We start from the raw sequence: 15,997 nt of genomic DNA, 5'->3' as shown, positions 1-15,997 counted from the left end.
TTGTTTTATAAAAGTCTCAGACCCAGCCCTGCAATTCACGGCGTACGAGGTCTTCAATCACGCGCATACCGAGTTCCGTGTCATTGAGGCACGGAATATGGCTGAAATTTTCGCCGCCATTCTCATGGAAGGATTCTGCCGCTTCATTGCCGATTTCATCAACAGTTTCAAGGCAGTCAGCCACGAAACCCGGATTGAATACGGCAACGGATTTGATGCCTTGTTTTGGCATTTCCTCGATGGTTTTATCTGTATAAGGCTGGAGCCATTCCTCAGGGCCAAAGCGCGACTGGAACGTGCTGATCAGCTTGGTTTCATCCCAGCCAAGGCGCTCGCGCAGCAGGCGTGTAGTCTCAAGGCACTGTTGCGGATAAGGATCGCCGCGGCGTGCATAGCTCTGCGGAATGCCATGATAGGAGGCAACCACGACCTGCGGATCAAAATCAAGCTTGGCAATATGGTCTTCAATCGAGCGTGCCAGCGCATCAATATAGACCGGCTCATGCTGGTAGGACGGCACTGTACGCACGGCAGGCATGAAACGCAGCTTGTTCAGTGCGTCATTGAGTTTTTCAATCACACTGCCGGTGGTGGAAGAAGAATATTGCGGGTAGAGCGGGAAGGCGACAATACGGGTGCAACCCTGTTCGCGCAGGCGTGTCAGCACATCTTCAATCGAGGGCTGGCCATAACGCATTGCCCAGTCCACAACCACATTGCCGAGATCGGAGAGGCGGGCGCTGAGCTGATCGCTCTGGGAACGTGTGAAGGTACGCAAAGGTGATTCATTGCGCTCGCGGTTCCAGATGCGGTCATAGGCGGCACCGGACTTTTTCGGGCGTGTATTGAGCACAATACCGAACAGGATCGGATACCAGATCGCCTTCGGCCATTCGATAACACGCGAATCCATTAAAAACTCGCGCAGATAGCGGCGCATGGATGTGTAATCAGTACCATCAGGTGTTCCCAGATTGATCAGCATTACGCCTGTTTTTTCAAGAACAGGTTTTGCTGAAACCGGCTGGGAAGTCGCGGATTGGCTCATCACATTATCATGCATGTCTGTGTCTCTATCCTGAGGGGGCGGTGCTTTCACTCGAACAAATACAATCTGTATCTGCGTGCGCGGAAGCTGCCGAACAAAATTTGCCTATCATAACAGTATTATGTCCGGCATGACCAGAACATAACCATAACATGATGAGAAAACTCAAATTTAAAGTGGTTTTTTATTGGGAAGGTGCTCCGGTTTTCAAAACAGCGCCAACCGGCAGTTTCCGTGGCTTGTAAGTCGGGTTCTGACGGAACAGGCGTTTCCATTCTGTGCCATTGCCATAGAGCTTCTCTGCAATCGACCAGTAACTGTCGCCTTGTTTGATTTCATAAGCCTCAGAGACCGGCATTTTTGCTGCGGGCTGTGCAGCATCTGAATAGGGCGAATGTTCCTGCAAATATTCAGCAACAACCTGATCGAGTGAAGGACCGTAATCATAGGCTTTTTCAGCTTTTTGGGCGATCATGTCATAGCCGTCACCGCCTGTGCGCAGATAATCGGTTGCGGCAATGCCATAAAGCTTATTATCATCAAGCGGCTGCCAGTTGCTTTCCGCATCCTGCATTTCGACAGCGGTAATGCGCTGTCCGGCAGGTTTAGCCATATCCAGTGTGAATTTTATGCCTGCAACCTGCGGATAGCGGCCGCTGCCTTTTTCAATCTGGCTGACGCCATTCTCCAATGCTGATCGCAGATCGCTGCCTTTCATCTGAAATGTTGCAACCGTATTCTGAAACGGCAGCACCACCAGTACATCGCCCATAGTGATGTCACCGGCCTTGATTGAAGCGCGCAATGCACCGCCATTTATCAGCGCGGCAGTGATACCCTGATCGCGGACACGATCGAGCATGGCAGTGGTAACCAGATCGCCCATAGGACATTGCTGCGTGCGGCAACTGACAGCAGAACCATCAATCAGCTTGGTTGTCTCGGCGACACGGCGGTTTTTCAGCTCTTCAATCGGCTTGGCCATTTCCGCAATGCGGCTGGCCAGTTCTGCGTCCGGCTTGATGGAGGCATCCAGCCGGAGCGGTGCACCGGAGGCTGATGTGAGATTGCCCGCATCGTCAAAATTCAACACCAGCCTGCCCAGATATTGCGTATAGGCATAGGCCGTGACGACCGGCACCATCTTGCCGGACGGATTTTTGACGAGAGTAGGATAGGGGCCGGAAGCGCGTAAGGCATTATCGCCAAGTAATGTATGGCTGTGCCCGCCGACAATTGCATCCACATTATCCAGTTCTGCTGCCAATTGCTGATCCGCATCATAACCCAGATGGGTAAGGGCAATGATCTTGTTCACGCCTTCTGCCTTCAGGTCTGTGATCATGCGCTGCAATGTTTCCTTGGCATCAAGAAAACGGATGTCCTTGCCCGGACGTGCAATTTCCACTGTGTCCGGTGTGGTCAGGCCGACAATGCCGATCTTTTCATTGCCAATTGTTTTGACAAGATAGCGCGCGAATTTGCCGTGGATCGGTGAACCGGCAGCGGTTTCAATATTGGCAGACAGAACCGGCAGTTTGATTTTTTCCAAAAAGGGTGCCAGCCCTTCCTGCCCAAGATCAAATTCATGATTGCCGAGTGCCATCGCATCATAGCCGATGGCATTCATGAATTCGGCATTGTCCGTGCCTTTATAGGTGGTGAAAAATAAAGAGCCCTGAAACTGATCTCCGGCATCCAGCACCAGCATATTGCCGCCCTTGGCGCGCTCTGCATCTATAGCCGCTTTCAGCCGCGCCATGCCGCCGAAACATTGCTGCTCTGCGCTTTCTTTAGCCGAGCAGGTCGCGTCATATTTATTGACCTCTTCAATGCGGGAATGCGTGTCATTTGTGTGCAGAATGGTCAGCGTGTAATCGGCATAGGCAGGCAGTGACAGGCTCACGAGGCTGGCGCTGCAAAACAGAATCTTGAACAGTCCGGACATAGCTCTCTCCGTAGACATTTGTCGGGGCAGAATAGCATAGTAATATGACGAATGCTGTTTGCATCTCCCAAGTTCGGAGAGAGCTAGAGCGTGTCGCGTTTAATTGAATTCATAGCGTTCGCTCTAGATTCACTTAATTGTCGTATGTTCGCGGACGCTAAATGAGACCATTTAGCTGCGACATACTCTAGGAATAGCAAAACGCCCGCAGCAGAGCCGCGGGCGTTTGTATATTTTCTTGTCTAATTTCAGGCTTTACGTGTCAGCGAGAATTGCGAACCGGTTGATGTGGTGCAATTGAGCTGTGATGGAGTAACCTGTGCACAATTCACTTTGGATGTGGTGCCGCGTACGATCGAACGCATATCAATTTCCACCAAACGCGGTGACAGGTAACGGTAATTACCTTCTGCCAGCTTTTCATTGGTGTCAGTTGTGCGGGTTTCAAAAACGCCGCCGTTGAAATTCGATGTAATGCCATTGGCATCAACCCAGCCACCATCAATACCGGCATTAGCCGGACGGGTCGGCATGGTGTTGCCGCCGCCATTGACTGGTCCGTATGTGGTACAGGCAGCGAGTGTGGCAGCCAGACAAAGGGATGCGGCCGTGCGGAATGTTTTCATAAGCGAGCTCTCCCGGGATTCTGCAAAATTTTATAATAATTTGATGTATGTAAATGCAGGCAAATACAAGAGCTTTATAGGTTCCTTAACCATGAAGAGCCTTGTATCTGTTGCTTTTTTACCTCACATCTTTGTGTGTGAAGCGGTTTTGTTGGTCTCAGACAGCAAAAACATTATATTTTATAATGGCGTAATTTAAAGGGCGGCTGATATCAGAATGCATCGGCTAATTGCGCTCTTATCATGCCGCGCAGAGAATTGCCGACAAAAATCCGGTGCGCTTTTTGCAAGTGCTGAAGCGTGAGAACGGCGGCTCTGGCTTTGCCTTGTTGCAGCAGTTCCTGCCGCAAGACGCCATTCAGCAACCCGCATTCCAGCGGCGGGGTCAGCAATATACCATCCCCCATATCCGCAAAGAGCGAAGTGATTGTACCTTCGCATAGCTCGCCTTTTTCATTGAGCAGCAGAACTTCATCGGCCTGTGCAGGTGTAAATTCCGTCCGTGCGGCTTCATAGGTTGTTCGGCGTGTTGTTTTGTGGCGCAGAAGCGTGTCGGTGCTATTCAGACGGGCTTCCGCAATTGCCAATGTCCAGATCATTTGCGGCGGCAAAGGCTGAAAGACTGCGCTGATGATATCTGCTGTGCCGTCTGCCGTAAGGCAAAGTCGAACACGTAAGGCATGGGTACTGTTTGCGTGTGCCTGTAATTGTGCCCGAATGACAGCTTCATCGAAAGTGAAGCCGAGTTGCGTTGCGGATTGTTGCAGACGCTGTAAATGCTGTTCAAGACGCAGAAAACCATTGGCAGGCTCAAAGCGTAATGTTTCGATCAGGCCAAAATTCAGGTCTTGCATGTTTCACTCTCGGGTGCCGGAGACTGTGTTTTCACCGGTCGCATAACGGGCTTTCAGCAAACATTCGGCATATTCCGCTTCTGCCGTTGAATCATAGACCACACCGCCGCCGACATTGAGGACTGCTTCTCCGTCAGGATAGAGTGACAGGGTGCGAATGGCGACGTTGAAACGCATTTCACCGGATGGTGCGATCCAGCCGATGGAGCCGCAATAAATATTGCGCGCCTGTTGTTCAAGCTTGTGCAAAATCGTCATGGCGCTGATTTTCGGTGCGCCGGTCACCGAGCCGCACGGAAACAAAGCTGCAAAAATCTGCCGCAAAGTGAGATCGGGCAACAGCTTCGCCCGCACATGGCTGACCATCTGGTGCACCGTCGGATAGCGCTCGACATGGAAGAGTTTCGGCACAGAAAGGCTGCCGACTTCGCTGATCAGCGAAATGTCGTTACGCAGCAAATCCACGATCATGCGGTTTTCGGCCTGACTTTTTTCGTCATGGATCAGAAAATCACGCAAGGCATCATCTTCTTGTGGTGTTGCCCCGCGCGGTGTGGTGCCCTTCATCGGATGGGTTTCTATCCAGCCGTCTTTATCGATTTGAAAAAACAGCTCCGGTGAGCGCGACAGAATAAGCGGTGCCTTGTCTTGCGTAGTCAGATTGACATATGCGCTGTAACGCACAGGTTGGCGGTTGCTGAGATCGGCAAACAGCGCCTCAGGCTCACCGTGATAGCGTGCTGAAATCGGAAATGTCAGATTGCCCTGATAGCAATCACCTTCACGCAAATGACGATGCAGGCGTTCGAAACGCTGCTGATAGTCTGTTTCCGACCAATGGGCATGAAAATCAGAAAGATACGCATTGGTGCCACTGTTCCGGTTTCCGGCAGGGATATCCGCCGGAGGTTTACTAAAGACACCAAAGCAAATCAGCGGAACACGGCGTTCCTCCGGCAGCAGGGGAGCAAGCTTCGGCTCCAGCAGAAAACCCGCCTCATAGCTGAAATAACCTGCCAGCCATTTGCCCTGACGATGCGCTGCTTCAAGCGCGGCAAAGCCTGCCTCAAAATCGGAAGCCTGTTCAATAATAATCAGCTGTTCCGGCCTGTTGAACAGCATGGATTGCTGTTCAACATCGTCACGAAACAGAATGAAAGGCTCAGAAGATGCAGGCATTACTCGCTCAACCATAATGCGATCAGTCTTCCATCGCTTCCAGTTCGTCGATCATGCCTTCAATCACTGACAGGCCCTGCTGCCAGAAGGCCGGATCAGAAGCATCCAGACCGAATGGTGCCAGCAGTTCTTTATGATGGCGGGTACCGCCAGCCTTCAGCATATCGAAATATTTATCCTGAAAACCTTCAGGATTGTTCTGGTAAACCGCATAGAGCGAATTTACGAGGCAATCGCCGAAAGCATAGGCATAGACATAGAACGGCGAGTGAATGAAATGCGGAATATAAGTCCAGAAGCTTTCATAACCCGGATTGAGGCGGATTGCAGGACCTAAACTTGAACGCTGCACTTCCATCCAGATTTCACCGATCTGTTCGGCTGTCAGTTCACCGTTTTTGCGCTCGGTGTGAACTTTGCGTTCAAACTGGTAGAAGGCGATCTGGCGCACAACCGTATTGATCATATCCTCGGTTTTCTGTGCAAGCATGGCTTTGCGCTCGCGCTTGTCCTTTGCTTTAGCAAGCAGGGACTGGAAGGTCAGCATTTCACCGAAGACGGAAGCGGTTTCTGCCAGTGTCAGCGGGGTTGAGGCCATCAGCGCACCCTGTTTGGCGGCAAGAACCTGATGCACACCATGGCCGAGTTCATGGGCAAGGGTCATAACATCGCGCGGCTTGCCCAGATAGTTGAGCAATACATAAGGATGTGCGGAAGGCACAGTCGGGTGGGCAAAAGCTCCCGGTGCCTTGCCGGCGCGGGTCGGGGCATCAATCCAGTTCTTGTCAAAGAAGTCGCGGGCAATATCGGCCATTTCCGGTGCGAAGCCTGCATAGGCATCCAGCACAGTTGCTTTTGCTTCATCCCAGCCGATAGTCACCTGCGGGGTTTCCGGCAGCGGCGCATTGCGATCCCAGTTATCGAGTTGTTCAAGGCCGAGCCATTTGGCTTTCAGCGCATAATAGCGATGGGAAATACGCGGATAGGCATCATTTACGGCGCTGGCCAGTGCATCGACAACTTCGCGTTCCACGCGGTTGGCAAGGTGGCGGCTGTCGGCAATATCCTCAAAACCGCGCCAGCGGTCGGAGATTTCTTTATCCTTGGCCAATGTATTAGTGATGAGCGTGAAGAGGCGCAGATTTTCACCAAAGGTTTTGGACAATGCGTCTGAGGCTTTTTTACGGGTTGCACCATCCGCATCCTGCAACATGGTGAGCACCGGTTCAATCGGTAGCTCTGCGCCGTCGATGGTAAAGCGCAAACCGCTCATGGTTTCGTCAAACAGACGGTTCCACGCAACAAAACCGGTGACAGAGATATCATGGAACAATGTCTCAATCTGGTCATCCAGCTGGTAAGGCTTGTCTTTACGCAAGTCGATCAGCCATGGCTTATAATGGCCGATAGCAGGGTTCTCAGCGATCGCCTTGTCGAGCAGGGCGTCATCAATACGGTTGAGTTCCAGCGAGAAGAAGATCAGGTGGCTGCCTGCATCGGTGAGTTTCTGCTGCACATCGCCATAGAGTTTGGCATTGGCGGCACTGGAGGTGTCATCCGCATAGAGCAGACCGGCATAGGAATAGATGCGTCCCATCAGTTCCTGAAGTTGTTCGAATTCTTTAATCGCATCGGCAAAATTACCGCCCTGAGGCTTGGAGGCTTCAGCTTCGAGCTTGCCTTTCCATTTATTCTCAAAAGCAATTGATCGCTCTGCTGAAAGCTGCAGGTCGCGGGTCAGTTCCGCACTGTCCGGTGCAGGGTAAAGATCGGTGAGGTTCCAGCATGGCAGATTGCTCAGCTCGGAAGTTGCGGAAACCTGTGCCTGCGGGGCATCGGCAGGCATACGGAGAAATTCTGCATGGTTGCGTAAATTCATTGCGGTTCAACCTCATACGATTCTTTTTAATGCTGCAGTCTATATAGGATGTTCCTGCGCAGATTTCATGCGTTTCAACAGTATTGAAATTGCGGGATCAAAGTCAGGTGCAGGCAGGCGCTGTTAAGATATAAAAGGGTGAAATCAGCATGCCGGATCAGGTGGCGCTGGTGCAATTTTGTGTTTTTCCGACTCAAAAGCAGAGCCAAAACCGATTTGGTTCCCGAAATGAGGCTCTTTATCCCATCACATTGCGTTACATTGACGAAACAATGTGAGTAAAATCCGGTAAATTTTATGTGCTTAAGGCCTATTATACTGCTGAAATATTATATGAATTTTCTGATTGGTGTTCTTTGTTTTTCAGGTGCCGAAAACCGCGAAATATCGCACTATTTGCCCTGAAAATTAAATATTTTCAATCAGATGGTGCATATATGCCACAGAGTGCTGTTCGTGACGCTGGGCGCGTGTATAGATAAAATCATGCTTCCTCAGGTTGTAAAATCTGTTCATAAACTCTTTACCATGATGGAAAGTCCTTCCCGAATGCGTTTTTTTTGTCATGCTGAAAACTCATTGTCTGTTCAATAAGTGTCTATTAACCATTAAATCCGATATTCATCTGAATAGCGTGACTGTAAACGGTAAGGCATTCGAAATTGGAAAACAGCAAAACATCTAAACTGGCGGGCTGGGCAGGCAGAGTTTTTAAACTCAGCGCGCAGCTGGCACTTGTTTTCACGGCTGTTACAGCTTTCGCGCCGTCTCAGGCTGCAGCCGAAACCCGTACACTGAAGCTGCATTTTGTGCATACCGGTGAACGTGCAGAAATCACGTTCAAGAAAAACGGCCGCTATCTGCCGGATGGTTTGAAGAAGCTGAATGTCTTCCTGCGCGACTGGCGCCGCAACGAGCCGACCAAGATGGACCCGCGTTTGTTTGATCTGGTCTGGCAGGTCTATCAGACCGCCGGTGGCCGCGATTATATTACTGTTGTTTCCGCCTATCGTTCGCCGGCGACGAACTCCATGCTGCGTTCGCGTACCCGCGGCGTTGCCAAAAGCAGCCAGCATACGCTCGGCAAGGCGATGGATTTTTTCATTCCGGGTGTTCCGCTGAAAAAGCTGCGTGACACTGCGTTGCGCTATCAGATCGGCGGCGTTGGTTATTATCCGACTTCCGGTTCGCCATTTGTGCATCTTGACGTCGGCAGTGTGCGTCACTGGCCGCGCCTGAGCCGCCGCGAATTGCTGGCTGTGTTCCCTGACGGTAAAACAATTCACGTTCCGACCGATGGCAAGCCATTGCCGGGTTATGAACAGGCGCTTGCTGCCTATGAAGCCCGTAAGGCCAATGGCGGTACAATCCAGATGGCTTCTGCCAAGCCGAAGAGCAAATCTCTGTTCGGTATGTTGTTTGGCGGCGGTGCGGATGAAGAAGAAGATAATGGTGAAAGCTCCAGCCGTGCTGTAGCAACTGCCCGTCCGGCGCGTACAGCACCTGCTGCCGCAGTTCCTGCCCGTCAGGCTCCGGTACCGGCAGTGCCGAACCGTGCTGTACCTGCACAGCCTGAGCCTCAGGTGCCGCAGGAAGCGTTGATTGCTGCTTTGCCTGCCCGCGATGCACCGGTACCGTTGAATGCACCGCGCCCTTCGGCCGGTGTGGAAATGACACCGGATGCACAGGCGGCAATGGCTTTTGCTGTGCCGGTTCCGGTGAAGCGTCCGCAGTCGGAAGCCGAAGTGCTGCTGGCTATGGCGCCGCCACCGCCGAATACACTTGAAGCGCAGGCTTTTGCGGGTGCCACAGGTGCGCCTTCCGCACCGGCCCAGCCTGCCAATGACCAGATTGCCGCGCTGGTTGCAGCTGACACAACTGCAAATACCGGTGCTATGCTGAGCGGATATGTGCCGGTTCCGGTACAGCGTCCGCAGGGCGCAGGACAGGCGATCAATACCGTTCTGGCCGCTGCTGTTCCGGCAACACGTCCAACACAGGCTCAGGAAGTCTCCGTTGCCCGTGCTGAAGCCGGTCAGGATGCGATTGCTGATCTGCTGAGCAATAGTGACCACACTGCATCTATTCCTGCTCCGCGTCCGCAGGCTCAGGAACAGCAGGTGGCTATGGTTATGCCACAGGATACACGCAACAGCCGTCCGTCCTCCCGTCCGGTCGTAAACAGCGAGAATACTGCCGCAGCAACTGGTGCTGACGCTGTACGGACAACCGCTAAAGCCGGTCGCTCAGATCGCCCAGTTACAAAAGCGGCTGCCAATGCAGTGCTGCAGCCTGCCGATGCCGCGACAGAAGTTGCGATTTCGAATGAGCCTGTAGCCAAGGTTGTACCGGTGTCCAATCCGGTTCTGCGGAATGATGCCATGCGTCAGGCACCAACCGTTGTTTACACAGCCGGCTTCCAGAAAGACCTGCCTGCCGGTAATGCAAACCGCTTTACAGGCAATGCTGTGACTTTCATTCCGATTGCTAAATTCTCTAAGATCAACTGATCGGTAAAAGAATGAAAAAAAGGGAGCTTTGAGCTCCCTTTTTTATTGCCTGAATTTTAATGTTGATCAGGATTTGAGCGCGGCGGCTGCGGCTGCCAGTGCTGTAATTTCATCCCATTTGCCATCATTGACCAGCTCTTTGGGAGCGATCCATGAGCCGCCGATGCACAGCACATTCGGCAGGGTGAGATAATTCATGGCATTGCTGAGGCTGATGCCGCCTGTCGGGCAGAAGAAGGTACCGGCAAGCGGGGAGGACAGGGCTTTAAGATAGGCCGCGCCGCCTGCCTGTTCCGCAGGGAAAAATTTCACATGAGTATAGCCGCGCTCACGCAGGCTCATCACTTCGCTTGCTGTTGCGCAACCCGGCAGCAGAGGAACAGGGCTGTTATCTGCGGCTTTCAGAATGGCATCTGTTACGCCGGGGCTGACGATGAATTTTGAACCGGCGGCGACAGCCTGCTCATAATGGGCGGCATTGAGGATGGTTCCGGCGCCGACAATGGCTTCCGGCACATCTTCTGCCACAGCACGGATAGCATCCAGTGCCGCACTGGTGCGCAGGGTAATTTCGATGGCAGGCAGACCGCCTTTTGCCAGAGCGCGTGCAAGTGGCACGGCATCTGCTGCTTTATCAACCAGCAGAACAGGGATGACGGTTTGTCCCGTCATGACGGGAATCAGGCTTTCGGTTTTCTGCGACATCTCACCCTCGGAATTATTGTTATAATCGATTTAACGTTCCAAAGATATTTTGTCTATGCTGTTCATTCTTCAGGAGTGATGAAGGCGGGAAACAAGGGTTGATACAGCGCATAGTTTTGAGCCAGTTTCCGGTCATAGCGGTTTTTGGCATAGAGCGGGCCGTTATAGCTATATGCGAATTTTTGCCAGTCGTGCTTGTTCAGAATATCCCGCAGATTGCTGTAGACGATAAAGCGGCTCATCAGCTCAATCTGCTCCGGCACGGCGCTGCGTACAGTTTCAACCATTTCAGCAACGGACACATAACCGAGCCAATGCCAATGGGCACCCATAACTTGTCCGACACCCCATGATGTGGATTCATAAGCGGCATCGCGGTTGATGCGGCAGGCTTTGTCCAGCATTTGCCAGCGTGCCGCCTGGCCCGCCGGATTGGGAGTGGCTCCGGCACGGGGAGAGGAGAGCTTCAGCGCTCTGGCTTTTGCCTGATCGGCAGGGCTGAGGCGTTTATCAAAATAATGCCCCTCAAAACGGATCAGTGGTTCATCACGGCCATGGATTCGTGTGGTGACAATGCCACTGCTTTCTGTCTGTGCGACAGCGACAAGGGCTGCGGGATCGAGATGATGCGCTTGTCCTGCTTCTGAAAACAGCATTCTGATTTCTGCGCGAAACATGGCACTCTCTCCTGACTGATATACCCTTTGCACTGTGTCATGCGTAGTGAGGGCGGGGATAGATTCTCGCTTCGTGGCAGCAAAATTTGATGCTGATCTTGAAATTGCTCCGCAGCGGCGTTAGAGCACAGGCAAGCAGATTAATCTGTTTTCGGCTGTCTGACTGACCCTCAGGGTGCTCAGGCGGAATATCACGGCAGCGCCTTTGCGAGGCGACCAGCTATTGAGGTTTATTTATGTGTGAAGCACATTTCACTGTTGCTGCGCTCTATTGTTTTGCGCGTTTTCCGGATTTTGAAGCCTATCAGGCACCGCTGACTGAGCTTTGTGATGAGCAGGGTATCAAAGGCACGTTGCTGCTGGCTGCTGAAGGACTGAACGGCACTGTTGCCGGAACACAGTCCGGCATTGCCGCGCTGATTGCTTTCATTGAAGCTATTCCTGCCTTGCGTGAGCAGAATATTGAACTGAAATATTCAACAGCTAGCCAGATGCCGTTTAACCGCATGAAAGTCCGTCTCAAGAAAGAGATCGTGACCATGGGTGTGGACGGGATTGATCCGTTGCAGAGCGTCGGCACCTATGTGCAGCCGCAGGAGTGGAATGCGCTGATCGATGATGAGAACACGATCCTCATCGATACGCGTAATGATTATGAATATGCCATCGGCACTTTTAAAGGCGCGATTGATCCGAAAACCAAGACTTTCCGCGAGTTTCCGCAATGGGTTGAAGACCACCGCGATGAGCTGGAAGGCAAGAAGATTGCCATGTTCTGCACCGGCGGTATCCGCTGCGAGAAGGCAACGGCTTTTGTAAAAGGTCTGGGCTTTGATGATGTCTTCCACCTTAAAGGCGGCATTCTGAAATATCTCGAAGATATGCCTGCGGAAGATACACGCTGGGAAGGTGAATGCTTCGTTTTTGACGAGCGTGTTTCTGTTGGTCATGGTCTGGTGGAAGGCGATGTGGAACTCTGCCGCGCCTGCCGCAATCCGGTAACGCCAGAGGGTAAATTGTCGAAATTCTATCAGGAAGGTATTTCCTGCGATACTTGCTATCATGAGCGCAGTGATTCTGACCGTGCCCGCTATGCCGAGCGCCAGCGTCAGGTTCTGCTGGCGAAAGAGCGCGGTGCCAAACAGCATATCGGCGACTGATTTCTAGTCCGTCCTCATTTGCAAAAGGCTCTCCCTTCGGAGGGCCTTTTTTATTTGCTTGAAGCATAAGGCAGGAATCGTTATGCATGATGAAATATAATGATTGAAAATATTGAGGGATATCATGATCAGATTTGTTGTTGCATTTGGCCTGCTTGCCGGAACTGCCCTGCCAACTTTAGCGGCAGAGAAGATTGTCGTATTTGCTGCGGCCAGCATGAAAGATGTGATTGATACGGCAGCAGAGAAATTTAAGGCTGAAAACGGTGCGGAAGTAACCGCATCCTATGCGTCTTCCTCTGTGCTGGCGAAACAGATTGAAGCCGGTGCGCCAGCCAGCATTTTCATCTCAGCCGATCTCGACTGGATGGATTATGTGCAGGAACGCAAGCTGATCGATAATGACAGCCGCGCTGTGATTGCCGGTAATGCGCTGGTTATCGCCGGTGCCAAAGATACAAAACCGGCAGAAGCTGCGGAAATCCTCAAAGCCGGCCGTTTCTCCATGGGCGATCCGTCAAATGTGCCTGCCGGTAAATATGCCAAGGCAGCACTTGAAAAACTCGGCATCTGGGGTGATGTGTCTGCCAATGCGGTCTTCGCGGAAAATGTGCGCGTAGCGCTGCAATATGTTTCCCGCGGTGAAGTGAAAGCCGGTATTGTTTATGCATCGGATCGTGCACAGGTGCCTGAACTGACAGAAGTTTACCGCTTCCCTGCATCAAGCCACGCGCCAATTCTTTATCCTGCGGCACTGGTCGGCAAGTCTGACGAAAACTCCAAGGCATTTCTTGCATTCCTGCGCAGCGATGCCGGACAGGCAATCATTGCCGATAAGGGCTTTGTGCCTGCGGCAGAAGCAAAATAAGGCTCTGATCTGACTGATGGCAATGCCGGAAATGGAAATTATCGCTTTGTCTTTGAGGATAGCAGGGCTTGCTATCCTCGGAGCCTTGCCGGTTGCATTTGGTTTTGCGTGGATATTGGCACGCTATAATTTCCCCGGCAAAAGCCTGTTACAGGCGGTGCTGACAATGCCGCTGGTGCTGCCGCCGGTAGTAACCGGTTATTTTCTGCTGGTGCTGTTTGGTACGCGCGGCGCTATCGGCAGTTTGCTGCTGCAATGGTTTGATTTTACCTTCGCTTTCCGCTGGACAGGGGCAGCCTTGGCTGCCGGTGTGATGGCACTGCCATTGCTGATCCGCCCGATGCGGCTGGCGATTGAAAATATTGACAGGGGCTTGGAAGAAGCTGCCCGCACTTTGGGAGCAGGGCGCATCAAAGCCTTTATGACTGTGACGCTGCCTTTGCTGATACCGGGCATTATTGCCGGTAGTGTGCTGGGTTTTGCCAAAGCGCTCGGCGAATTTGGCGCTACAATTACCTTTGTCTCGAATATTCCGGGTGAAACGCAAACCCTGTCGCTGGCGATTTATGCGCTGATGCAAACGCCGAGCGGTGATGCCGCTGCCCTGAAGCTTATTCTGGTTTCCGTCGTGCTGTCTGTGCTGGCGGTGGTGCTGTCCGAATGGTTGCAGCGCCGGTTGAGCGGAGCTGGCAAATGACACATCAAATCAGCTTCAATACCCTTGATTTCAATGTAAAAGGCGGCAATGGCGGGTTTCGCGTTGAGGCGGCCTTTCGTGCGGAGACCGGCGTTACAGCTTTGTTCGGTGCGTCCGGTGCCGGTAAAACCACTTTGCTGCGCATGATTGCCGGAACGCTGCGCCCTGAGGAAGGACGTATTGCCGTTGGCAATCTGGTGCTGTTTGACAGCGCCAGAAACATCAATCTCCGTCCTGAAGAACGCCATATCGGCTATGTCTATCAGGATGCCCGTCTGTTTCCGCATCTCAGTGTTTTGCGCAATCTGACCTATGCGCAATGGGCAGGTAAACGTGAGCCGGAGCGTAAGGTTGAGGAAATAACCGAGCTGCTCGGCATCGGCGCTTTATTGCAGCGCAAGCCGCATCAATTGTCCGGCGGTGAGAAACAGCGTGTGGCGATCGGGCGGGCATTACTGTCGGCACCGCGCCTGCTGCTGCTCGATGAGCCTCTGTCATCGCTGGATCATGCGCGGCGTCAGGAAATTTTACCTTATCTGGAGCGTCTGCGTGACGAGAGCGGGCTGCCGATTGTCTTTGTCAGCCACGAGGTGGATGAAGTCGCGCGGCTGGCGGATACGCTTGTGCTGCTGGAGCAGGGACGGGTACGGGAAAGCGGTTCAGTGTTTGATATTTTCAGCCAGATTGATGGTACGGGCGATACGACCAGTGTGCTTTTGCAAGGGGAAGTCACCCGCAGTGATGATGCCTATGCCATGGCTGACATTGCCATTGGCGGACATAATTTTCAGCTGACAGACCATGCATTGCAATCGGGGATGAAAGTGCGTCTGCGTATCCGCTCGCGCGATGTATCTCTGTCGCGCTTTGCGCCGGTGGATATCAGTATCCGCAATATTTTTCCGGTAACGATTGTTGCAATCTCAACCGATGACGGGCCGTTTGCGGAATTGCGCCTGCAATTGGGTGATGTACAATTATTGTCCCGTATTTCGCGCAAATCTGTGCAGGATCTCAATCTGAAAACCGGCGAGCAGGTTTTTGCACTTATCAAAGCAGTGTCGATAGATCGCAGTGCCGCAAGACTGCAGCAAAGTGAAATCAGTTTGCAATCTGCATAAAATATGGTCATTTCCTTTTGAGGAAGAGGAGAATGATTATGCAGGACTTGTCAGAGTGGACAGCGCGGCCTGTTCCTGAGCGCAAAGTTCTTGAAGGGCAGTTTGTGCGGCTGGAGCCGCTGAGTGTTGAAAAACACGGGCAGGGGCTGTTTGAGGCGTCAAGCGTTGCCGATGCGGACAGCCGTTTCACATGGCTGTTTGATACAGTGCCTTCAACTCTCGAAGAGATGCGGCCATGGCTGGAGAAATCCGCCGCAAGCCAGACGACTATGTTTTTCGTCACGATTGACAAGGCGACAGGTAAAATTGCCGGTCGTCAGGCGCTGATGCGCATTGATGCCGAGAATGGCAGTATTGAAATCGGTAATATCTATTGGGGGCCGCTGATTTCACGCAAACCGGCTGCGACCGAAGCCCAGTATCTGTTCATGCAATATATTTTTGATGAGCTCGGTTACCGCCGTTATGAGTGGAAATGTAATAATGACAATCTGCCGTCAAAGCGTGCGGCGGAGCGTTTCGGTTTTCAGTTTGAAGGTATTTTCCGGCAGCATCTGATTGTTAAAGGCAAAAACCGTGACACTACATGGTATTCGGTGATCGACTGTGAATGGCCTGCATTGAAACAGGCTTACCAAAACTGGCTCGCTCCTGACAATTTTGACGCGAACGGACAGCAGATCAAAAAGCTGGAAAGCTTCTACGCCGATACAGGCCGGAGATAA

14 protein-coding genes are annotated in these 15,997 nt (G+C 52.3%); 6 read left to right on the top strand and 8 right to left on the bottom strand.

The window, feature by feature from the left end; translation table 11 throughout:
- Positions 1-16 precede the first annotated feature (16 nt).
- The 6 genes from hemH to F7P81_RS14230 all read right to left on the bottom strand — a co-directional run bounded on the left by hemH (position 17) and on the right by F7P81_RS14230 (position 7,501).
- Positions 17-1,063, bottom strand: coding sequence for a ferrochelatase (gene hemH / locus F7P81_RS14255; protein ID WP_139316437.1), 1,047 nt, complete (start codon positions 1,061-1,063; stop codon positions 17-19).
- Between the two features lie 169 nt (positions 1,064-1,232).
- Entirely contained in the window at positions 1,233-2,996 is a 1,764-nt protein-coding gene (locus F7P81_RS14250) for a 5'-nucleotidase C-terminal domain-containing protein (protein WP_151160049.1), read from the bottom strand.
- Positions 2,997-3,244: 248 nt separating this feature from the next.
- A complete protein-coding gene (gene omp10 / locus F7P81_RS14245) occupies positions 3,245-3,622 on the bottom strand; it encodes an outer membrane lipoprotein Omp10 (RefSeq protein ID WP_151160048.1) in 378 nt (125 codons plus the stop codon).
- Between the two features lie 212 nt (positions 3,623-3,834).
- Positions 3,835-4,476, bottom strand: coding sequence for an aminotransferase class IV family protein (locus F7P81_RS14240; protein ID WP_151160047.1), 642 nt, complete (start codon positions 4,474-4,476; stop codon positions 3,835-3,837).
- 3 nt (positions 4,477-4,479) lie between these two features.
- Entirely contained in the window at positions 4,480-5,670 is a 1,191-nt protein-coding gene (locus F7P81_RS14235; protein ID WP_374828102.1) for an aminodeoxychorismate synthase component I, read from the bottom strand.
- A gap of 7 nt (positions 5,671-5,677) precedes the next feature.
- Positions 5,678-7,501 (bottom strand): M3 family oligoendopeptidase, encoded by a 1,824-nt coding sequence (locus tag F7P81_RS14230; RefSeq protein ID WP_170265298.1) that lies wholly within the window; start codon positions 7,499-7,501, stop codon positions 5,678-5,680.
- Between the two features lie 695 nt (positions 7,502-8,196).
- Here F7P81_RS14230 and F7P81_RS14225 point away from each other — a divergent pair.
- Positions 8,197-10,044: a peptidoglycan L,D-endopeptidase MepK gene (locus tag F7P81_RS14225; protein WP_151160045.1), complete on the top strand. Its 1,848-nt coding sequence runs from the start codon at positions 8,197-8,199 to the stop codon at positions 10,042-10,044.
- A 66-nt stretch (positions 10,045-10,110) separates the two neighbouring features.
- Here F7P81_RS14225 and F7P81_RS14220 read toward each other — a convergent pair whose 3' ends face one another.
- Positions 10,111-10,749: a 2-dehydro-3-deoxy-phosphogluconate aldolase gene (locus F7P81_RS14220; protein ID WP_151160044.1), complete on the bottom strand. Its 639-nt coding sequence runs from the start codon at positions 10,747-10,749 to the stop codon at positions 10,111-10,113.
- Positions 10,750-10,811: 62 nt separating this feature from the next.
- Positions 10,812-11,426 carry an N-acetylmuramidase family protein gene (locus F7P81_RS14215; protein ID WP_151160043.1) on the bottom strand — a complete coding sequence of 205 codons (615 nt, stop codon included), beginning with the start codon at positions 11,424-11,426 and terminating at the stop codon, positions 10,812-10,814.
- Positions 11,427-11,662: 236 nt separating this feature from the next.
- Here F7P81_RS14215 and trhO point away from each other — a divergent pair, with 236 nt between their 5' ends.
- From trhO to F7P81_RS14190, 5 genes are all read left to right on the top strand, one after another.
- Positions 11,663-12,586 (top strand): oxygen-dependent tRNA uridine(34) hydroxylase TrhO, encoded by a 924-nt coding sequence (gene trhO, locus F7P81_RS14210; RefSeq protein WP_151160042.1) that lies wholly within the window; start codon positions 11,663-11,665, stop codon positions 12,584-12,586.
- 124 nt (positions 12,587-12,710) lie between these two features.
- The gene (gene modA / locus F7P81_RS14205; protein WP_116088798.1) at positions 12,711-13,454 is read left to right on the top strand and encodes a molybdate ABC transporter substrate-binding protein; all 744 of its coding nucleotides are present in this window, start codon (positions 12,711-12,713) and stop codon (positions 13,452-13,454) included.
- A gap of 16 nt (positions 13,455-13,470) precedes the next feature.
- Entirely contained in the window at positions 13,471-14,151 is a 681-nt protein-coding gene (gene modB, locus F7P81_RS14200; protein ID WP_022709719.1) for a molybdate ABC transporter permease subunit, read from the top strand.
- Complete coding sequence (gene modC / locus F7P81_RS14195; RefSeq protein ID WP_116088796.1) at positions 14,148-15,272, top strand: molybdenum ABC transporter ATP-binding protein; 1,125 nt, start codon at positions 14,148-14,150, stop codon at positions 15,270-15,272. Before modB ends, modC begins: the two co-directional genes overlap by 4 nt.
- A gap of 38 nt (positions 15,273-15,310) precedes the next feature.
- A complete protein-coding gene (locus F7P81_RS14190) occupies positions 15,311-15,997 on the top strand; it encodes a GNAT family N-acetyltransferase (RefSeq protein WP_151160041.1) in 687 nt (228 codons plus the stop codon).

The sequence above is a fragment of the Pseudochrobactrum saccharolyticum genome (assembly GCF_008801715.1).
In the GTDB taxonomy this organism is placed as follows: Bacteria; Pseudomonadota; Alphaproteobacteria; order Rhizobiales; family Rhizobiaceae; genus Pseudochrobactrum; species Pseudochrobactrum saccharolyticum.
Note: the sequence above shows the minus strand (reverse complement) of the source record. Positions and strands in the feature narration are given on the sequence as shown.

What these genes read in the sequence shown, in the direction of transcription:
- F7P81_RS14215 (WP_151160043.1), bottom strand. Translation starts at nt 11,426, where the DNA reads ATGTTTCGCGCAGAAATCAGAATGCTGTTTTCAGAAGCAGGACAAGCG.
- hemH (WP_139316437.1), bottom strand. Translation starts at nt 1,063, where the DNA reads ATGCATGATAATGTGATGAGCCAATCCGCGACTTCCCAGCCGGTTTCA.
- F7P81_RS14240 (WP_151160047.1), bottom strand. Translation starts at nt 4,476, where the DNA reads ATGCAAGACCTGAATTTTGGCCTGATCGAAACATTACGCTTTGAGCCT.
- F7P81_RS14220 (WP_151160044.1), bottom strand. Translation starts at nt 10,749, where the DNA reads ATGTCGCAGAAAACCGAAAGCCTGATTCCCGTCATGACGGGACAAACC.
- modA (WP_116088798.1), top strand. Translation starts at nt 12,711, where the DNA reads ATGATCAGATTTGTTGTTGCATTTGGCCTGCTTGCCGGAACTGCCCTG.
- omp10 (WP_151160048.1), bottom strand. Translation starts at nt 3,622, where the DNA reads ATGAAAACATTCCGCACGGCCGCATCCCTTTGTCTGGCTGCCACACTC.
- modC (WP_116088796.1), top strand. Translation starts at nt 14,148, where the DNA reads ATGACACATCAAATCAGCTTCAATACCCTTGATTTCAATGTAAAAGGC.
- trhO (WP_151160042.1), top strand. Translation starts at nt 11,663, where the DNA reads ATGTGTGAAGCACATTTCACTGTTGCTGCGCTCTATTGTTTTGCGCGT.
- F7P81_RS14235 (WP_374828102.1), bottom strand. Translation starts at nt 5,670, where the DNA reads ATGGTTGAGCGAGTAATGCCTGCATCTTCTGAGCCTTTCATTCTGTTT.
- F7P81_RS14250 (WP_151160049.1), bottom strand. Translation starts at nt 2,996, where the DNA reads ATGTCCGGACTGTTCAAGATTCTGTTTTGCAGCGCCAGCCTCGTGAGC.
- F7P81_RS14190 (WP_151160041.1), top strand. Translation starts at nt 15,311, where the DNA reads ATGCAGGACTTGTCAGAGTGGACAGCGCGGCCTGTTCCTGAGCGCAAA.
- F7P81_RS14230 (WP_170265298.1), bottom strand. Translation starts at nt 7,501, where the DNA reads ATGCCTGCCGATGCCCCGCAGGCACAGGTTTCCGCAACTTCCGAGCTG.
- modB (WP_022709719.1), top strand. Translation starts at nt 13,471, where the DNA reads ATGGCAATGCCGGAAATGGAAATTATCGCTTTGTCTTTGAGGATAGCA.